General features: G+C 68.1%; 5 protein-coding genes. 1 reads left to right on the top strand and 4 read right to left on the bottom strand.

The genetic code is table 11. The features are described 5' to 3' along the window. Nucleotides 1-224: 224 nt before the first annotated feature. On the top strand, nt 225-623 hold the full coding sequence (locus ACQE3M_RS11530; RefSeq protein WP_430505759.1) for an acyl-CoA thioesterase: 399 nt from the start codon (nt 225-227) through the stop codon (nt 621-623). A gap of 27 nt (nt 624-650) precedes the next feature. On the opposite strand, the gene ACQE3M_RS11525 is transcribed toward ACQE3M_RS11530, so the two are convergent. From ACQE3M_RS11525 to ACQE3M_RS11510, 4 genes are all read right to left on the bottom strand, one after another. After that, on the bottom strand, nt 651-2765 hold the full coding sequence (locus tag ACQE3M_RS11525) for a S9 family peptidase (protein WP_430505758.1): 2115 nt from the start codon (nt 2763-2765) through the stop codon (nt 651-653). Between the two features lie 126 nt (nt 2766-2891). Then, nucleotides 2892-3968: a M24 family metallopeptidase gene (locus ACQE3M_RS11520; protein ID WP_430505757.1), complete on the bottom strand. Its 1077-nt coding sequence runs from the start codon at nt 3966-3968 to the stop codon at nt 2892-2894. 125 nt (nt 3969-4093) lie between these two features. Then, nucleotides 4094-5227, bottom strand: a complete 1134-nt coding sequence (locus ACQE3M_RS11515) for a TrmB family transcriptional regulator (RefSeq protein ID WP_430505756.1) — start codon at nt 5225-5227, stop codon at nt 4094-4096. 50 nt (nt 5228-5277) lie between these two features. Continuing rightward, the gene (locus ACQE3M_RS11510; protein WP_430505754.1) at nt 5278-6669 is read right to left on the bottom strand and encodes a sulfatase family protein; all 1392 of its coding nucleotides are present in this window, start codon (nt 6667-6669) and stop codon (nt 5278-5280) included. Nucleotides 6670-6714 lie beyond the last annotated feature (45 nt).

Raw genomic sequence — 6714 nt, 5'->3', positions numbered from 1 at the left:
TTGACCCACCGACCGCGGAAACATGGTTGCAGGCCTTCGCCGTCTGGTGGAATCATGCTTAAGTTAACACGACCGGGATTTCTGGTTGTCTCCGCTACCGCCAGAGTAGCAGCATCCGCAAACGAAATCGTCCTTTTAAACTACAGTACCCACGTCCACCCGGAACCGCCTCAAGCGTCGCGGGCTTCGACGCGCTCATAACCCGCGTCGGCAACTACCCAGCAATGAGCGCGTACACGACGGAGATCGACGTTCGCTTCCGCGACATCGACGCCATGCACCACGTCAACAACGCCGTCTACTCCACGTATCTCGAGCAGGCGCGGTCGGCGTACTTCGACGACGTCGTCGGGCGGACGCTCGACCGAACGCCGTCCGTGCTGGCCTCGCTCTCCATCGACTTCCTGGCGCCGGTCGAACTCGACCACGGGAGCATTGAGGTCGCCCTCGAGGTCCCCGAACTCGGCACGTCGAGCATCCCGATGGAGTACGAGATCCGGACGCCCGACGGGCTCGCCGCCGAGGCCGAGACGGTGCAGGTCCTGTACGACACCGACGCCGAGGAGTCGATGCCCATCCCGGACGACTGGCGGGCGGCGATCGAGTCGTATCACGACCTGTAACGGCGACGAACGGCGCCGGGGGTGGGGTCAGTCGGCGCCTTCGGCGTCGACGGCCGGATCGTGGCGCCGGAACCAGTCCGTCAGCTCCTCGACGCGATGGGTCGCCCGCGACGGGTCGCCGATGTTGTGGTGCTCGTCCTCGTAGATGACCAGCCGCGCGGGGACGCCCTGCTTTTTCACGCTGACGTACAGCTGCTCGGCCTGCGAGGGCGGGCAGCGCCAGTCCTCGCCGCCGGCAGTGACGAGCAAGGGGGTGTCGATCTCGCCGGCGCGCGTGAGCGAGGAGATCTCGCGGTACGTGTCGACGTTCTCCCACGGCATGCCGAACTCCCAATCGTGCCAGTTGTGATTGTCGTCCGTCCCGAACGTCGAGTAGAAGTCGTAGATGCCGTGTTCGGGCGCCGCGGCCGCGAACTCGTCCGTCCGCGCGACGATGTGGGCCGTCGTGATCCCGCCGTACGAGAAGCCGGTGACGAACAGGCGGTCGTCGTCGGCCCAGCCGCGGTCGACGAGGTCGCGGACGCCGCTGATCACGTCGTCGCTCTCCAGCTCGCCGCGGCTTCCGTACAGCGTTTCCGCGAACTCGCTCCCGTAGGAGGTCGACCCGCGGTAGTTGACGCGGACGACGACGTAGCCGCGCGAGCACCAGTAGGCGTGCGGGAAGTAGAACGTCGGCGCGTCGTACGACATCGGGCCGCCGTGGATGGCCGCGATGGTCGGCGCCGGGTCCGGGTCCTCGCGGTCGAATCCGGGCGGCAGGTAGACGATGGCTTCCACCTCGTGGCCGTCGTCGTTCTCGAAGGTGACGCGCTCCGTGGTCGGGTGTTCGTAGTCGGTGAGGAACGACTCGTTGAGCAGGGAGACGCGGGTCAGGTCCTCCTCGTCGCCGGTTTCGAGGTCCTCGGCGGCGACCGTGTAGACGTCCGAACCGCCCTGCGGGCTCGCGAGCGTGCAGGCGACGGTGCCGCCGGCGAGGTCGAACTGACCGAGGTCGCGGTCGCGTCCCTGCGAGTCGAAGACGCGCGTGGGGTCGTCCGCGTCGGGGTCGAGCTCGACGAGGCGCGTCCAGCCCTGGTCCGCGAACGGACAGACGACGGTGCCTTCGTCCTGCCAGCGCGGCGCGCCGAAGCGGGCGACCGTCCGGTCGAGCGAGGCGGAGACGGAGTACGGCACCGCCGCCGCGTCGTCGGGCGCGACGTACACCTCGGTCGGCTGGTACCAGTTCGTCGGGTTCCCGCCCGAGAAGGCCAGCCGGTCACCGGACGGCGACCAGACGGGGTCCGAGCAGCGTCGCTCGCCGACCGTAATCTGCCGTCGGTCCGACCCGTCGGCCTCGATGGTGAACACGTCGACCACGAGCGTGTCGTCGGCGTCGTCGGCCTCGACGTCCGGCGAGTCGACGTCGACGGAGACGTACGCGATGCGCTCGCCCGGCCCCCAGGCTGGCTGGAGGCCCATCAGCGGCTCCGAGGAGCCGGCGCCGTAGGCGTCGTCGAGCCGCGTGCGCTCGCCGATCGCGAGATCGACGACGAAGAGGTACGTCGTCACCGTGTCCGTGAAGCCGACGCCGTCGAACTTGTGCTGGAGGCGCTCCGTTTCGAGCGGGCCGCCCTCCTCGCGCTGCTCGAGGTACTCCGCCTCCTCGTCAGTCGGGTCGCGCGCGGAGACGACGATCCGCTCGCCGTCGGGCCCCCAGTCGAACTCGCGGACGCCCTCCTCGAAATCGGTGACCTGCTCGGCGTCGCCGCCGAGCGCGAGGTCGAACCACCACACCTGCGTTTCGGGGGACTCGTCCTCGTCCCCGTCGGTTCCGCCGTCGCCGTCGGCTGCGTCGTCGTCGCCGTTGCCGTCGTTCACTTCGCGCCCCTGTCGACGCGCGTAATCCTCCTCGCGCGCGGCGAGGAACGCAAGGCGGTCACCGTCCGGGCTCCACTTCGGAGCCGATCCCTCGGAAACGCGGGTCAGGCGGTGCGGGTCGCGGGAGCCGTCCGTCGGGGCGACGTAGAGGGTGCTGTGGCGTTCGTCGTCTGCCTCGTCGAACTCGTCGGCGACGAACGCGACGCGGTCGCCGTCGGGCGCCACGGCGACGTCGTTCGGTAACTGGAGGTCGTGGTGGGCCTCGATCGGTATCTCGTCGGGCATGCGGTCGGCTACCGAGCGCGGGGCTTTGGTGTTTTGGATGGCGGAACCGGCGGTGCTTAAAAAGAGGGACGAGGAGAGGCGGTTGGCGAGTACGTTCGGAGAGGGGAGACGCCGCCGACGGCGACCTTATCCGTCGTACGCGACAGCGTGTTCGAGGGAAACGTCGAAGCCGACCGCGTCGGCCGGCTCGCGCTCGACGTCCCCCGTCGTCAGACATTCGAACCCCTCCTCGGTGACGAGCCAGGTATCCTCGACCTTCGTCCCGCGGACCGTCGGGTTCCACGCGTATCCCATCGGGAGATGGACGCGCGCGTCGCTTTTCGGCGTCGCGATCCACTCCCGTCCGGCGAACCCCGCCGCGCCCCCCTGGTGGTGATTGCGCCACTCCTCGGCGTAGCCCGTCCTCGCGTACGCGTCCTGGACGTGCTCGAAGACCTGGTTCGCGCTCCCGTCGGACGAGCCGACGCAGCGCGTGGCCGCGAGCGCCGTCGTCGCTATCCGTGCGGCCGCCGTCTGGCGCTCCTCGTACCAGGCCGGCGCGTCGAAGCGGACGGCGCGGGTCAGACTCGCCGAGAGGCCGTCCCGGGTCGCGGTCACGGACAGCAGTGCGTACCCGCCGATGTCGACGGATTTCGGGGTGTAGTGTCTATACTTCGGTGCGCGCGTCTCGCTCCCGACGAGGACAACTGATGGGCGGACGTCACGCGCCGCGAGTTCCGTCCGGAGCGCCGCTGCCGCCGCCCGTTCGGTCATGTCCGGTTCGACGTCGCGGCAGACCGTTTCGACGGCGGCGGCCGTGTCCCGCCCGAGTTGGCGGTAGCGCGTGACGTCCGCCTCCGTGAGTGGTTGCCGCAGGCTGCTCGCGTCGACGTGCTGGAAGCCGGGGACGTCGAAGTCAGCCGCCGCGGGCGCCGGGCTCCGTTCGGCGAGTGCGTCCGGGAGGTCCGTTTCGTGCCACGGATAGGAGTCGACGACGGCCTCGTCGGGGAGTTCTTCGGTCGCGAGGCGTTCCGCTTCGATATCGTTCGTGATCACGCGGAGTCCGTCTCCGGTGTAGCCGGCGGCGGCGACGCCGACGCTGCCCGCCTCGTCGACGACGTTGTTGCCGCCCGTCAGCCACGCGAAATTGTTCGGCCGCGCGAACCAGACCGCGTCCAGGCCGGTCCGGTCGAGAAAAGTGTCCAGCCGTTCGCGTCGTCGCATAGTACTGCTGATGGTGGATGATGGTTTGAATCCAGCGTGTCCACGCGCGATGTCCTCGCGCTGGGGGCTACTCGGATGGGGGCTACTCGGATGGGGGCTACTCGGACGGGGCTACTCGGACGGGGCTACTCGGGGCCTGATGCTTGCGTAACGGAACCTGACCCCTCCGTGAAGTCCACCGCTGTGTCGCCGACGTCCGCGCTGGTGACCGTGATCTGTTTGGCCTCGATGTCCTCGTAGGTCGCGCCCCAGCCGCCGACCGTGTGGCGTCCCCCGTCGTCCTCGACGACGATCTTCGAGGTCCCGGTGAGCCGCAACAGTTGGGAATCGATCTCGCTTGCCGCCTCGGCGCCGCTCTCCGTGTCGACGACCGTTCCGGAGACGGTGACGTTCTGGTTGCTTTCCGTGTCCCGCCCCGTGATCTCGACGGCGACGGTCGCGCCCGCCTGGATCGGCTCGTGGTACTCTATCAGGAATCGGCGGACGTCGGCGTAGCGTTTCGGCGTCACGTCGCGGGCCTCGGCGTAGAGGACGGGCCACGGCAGCCACATGAAAATGAGGAAGTGCCAGAAGAACACGTACGTGAACGACCGGTTCTCGAGGATCATCCCGTAGTCCTCGACGGCGGCGGGGTTCGACGCGAAGGCCGTCCGCCTGAGGTCGGTCGTGACGATGAACGGGGACGGGCGCGGGCGACGGTGAACTGCGGTCGCGACGCCCTCGAACTCCGTCGCTTTGGGTATCTCCTCGTCGTCGCTGGCGAGCAGCGTGACGTTGACGGTAACCCCGTTCCCTTTCGCGGCGGCGAGGTCCTCGCGCAGCGCCGCGAACTGCTCGGGGGTGAGCGTCGCGTGGACCTGTGTTTCGGCCTCGGCGATGAACTCCCGTGCTGCCTCCAGCACGGTGTCGAATCGCTTCACGATGCTCACGGTGTTGGCGTCGAGCGTCGGCTGCTCGTAGCGTTCGCGAATCTCCGCGGCGGCGTCCTCGAAGCGGGTCGCGCGGTCAGTCAGTTCCGAAACGACCGTCTCCGGGTCCGTCGGGCGCGCCTGGAACGTGTCCTGCTCGTAGAGCTCGACGAACCCCCGTTCGTCGAGGTCGCGTAACACGTCGTAGATGCGCGCGTCCGGCACGTCGCTGGCGCGGGCTATCTCCGTCGCGGACGCACTACCAAGCTCCAGTAGCGTCACGTACGCGTCGGCCTGATAGAAGGAAAGATCCGCGGCCTGGAGCACCTCGGAGAGTTCTTCGGTATCCATTGTCACTGGGTTTCCACTGCAGTGAATAAAAGTATCGAGAACGGCCCTCCTCACTCGACCGACGGGTACGGTACCGGGCCGTCGAGCAGCGGATCCTCGGTCGCCTCCATCCACTCCCTGAGCTCGTCGCGAAGGCGTTCGAGCGTATCGACGTATTCGGAGTCCGGATCGCTCGCTTCCCCGGCCGTCTCGAAGGGGGCTCTGTCGGACGCGAGGTTCTCCAGTTCGTTGGGGTCGCGTTCGAGGTCGTACAGCTCCTCGGCGGGCCGCTGTTCGACGTAGAACTCCTCGTGGACCGCTCGACCCGCCGGCGTCGGCGTCACGTCCATCGGAACGAACACCTTCGGTAGCACGGAGAAGTTCCGGACGTACTTGAACCGTTCCGTCCGGATGGTCCGGATCGGGTTGTAGCGGTCGTGCCAGGTCATCTCGCCGAAGATTCGCTCCCGCGGCTCGTACGTCTCGCCGCGGAGGAGCGGTGCGAACGACCGCCCGGCCACGTCGGTCGGCGGCTCGAGCCCGAGCAGGTCCAGCAGCGTCGGCATGAGGTCGACGTTGCTGACGAGTTCGTCGTGGACGGCGCCGCCCTCGACGACGCCCGGCTGGTGGAACAGGAGCGCCGTCTCGATGCCGGGGTCGTAGCAGGTGCCCTTCGCTCGCGGCATCGCGAGCCCGTGATCGGTCGTGAACACGAACAGGGTATCCTCGGCGAGACCGGCCTCCTCCAGTGCGTCACGGTACTTCCCGACGGCGGGATCCAGCGTCTCGGCGATCAGCGACTGGAGGTTCGCAGCGTCCTCGCGCACGCCCGGCTCGTCCGGCAGGTAGGGGAAGTCGTCGAGCGACACCGTCTCTGGGTCGGGGCCGTCGTAGATCTCCTCGGGGAGGTAGTCACGCCGGAACGGGCGGTGCGGCTCCTCGAGGCCGATCGAGACGAAGAACGGCTCCTCGGGGTTTCCATCCACAGCGTCGTCCGCGGCGTCGCCCGCGGCGTCGTCCGCGGCGGAGTCGAAGAACTCCTCCACGACGTCCACGAGTTCGAGGGCCCGCTTGGTGTCCGTGTCCACGTGGTCGTAGCCGAGCCGTTCGGGGTTCTCGGGTACCTCGTGCTGGAAGCCGAGGAGGTGCGTCGAGTAGCCCGCCTCCTGGAGGTACTTCGGAAGCGTCATCCAGTCGTCGTCGAGCTCCCAGCCCATGTGTGCGAGCCCCATGAGCCCGTTCTCGTGGGGGTAGGCCCCGGTCATCATGCTCGAACGACTGGGCGAGCAGTGCGGTGCCGTACAGAAGCTGTTCTCCATGCGGACGCCGTCGCCGGCGAGCTCGTCCAGGTTCGGGCTCTCGACGTCGGCGCCGTAACAGCCCAGGTGCTGTCCGAGGTCGTGACAGTGCACGAGGACCACGTTCGACCGGTCCGGGTCGTCGGTGGGAGACCTGTCCGTCATGGATCGGTTGCGACGGTGCACACAGTTAATTTGGGGTACAACGGT

The sequence above is a fragment of the Halosubterraneus shenae genome (genome assembly GCF_050510935.1).
Lineage (GTDB): Archaea > Halobacteriota > Halobacteria > Halobacteriales > Haloferacaceae > JBDGPU01.
Note: the sequence above shows the minus strand (reverse complement) of the source record. Positions and strands in the feature narration are given on the sequence as shown.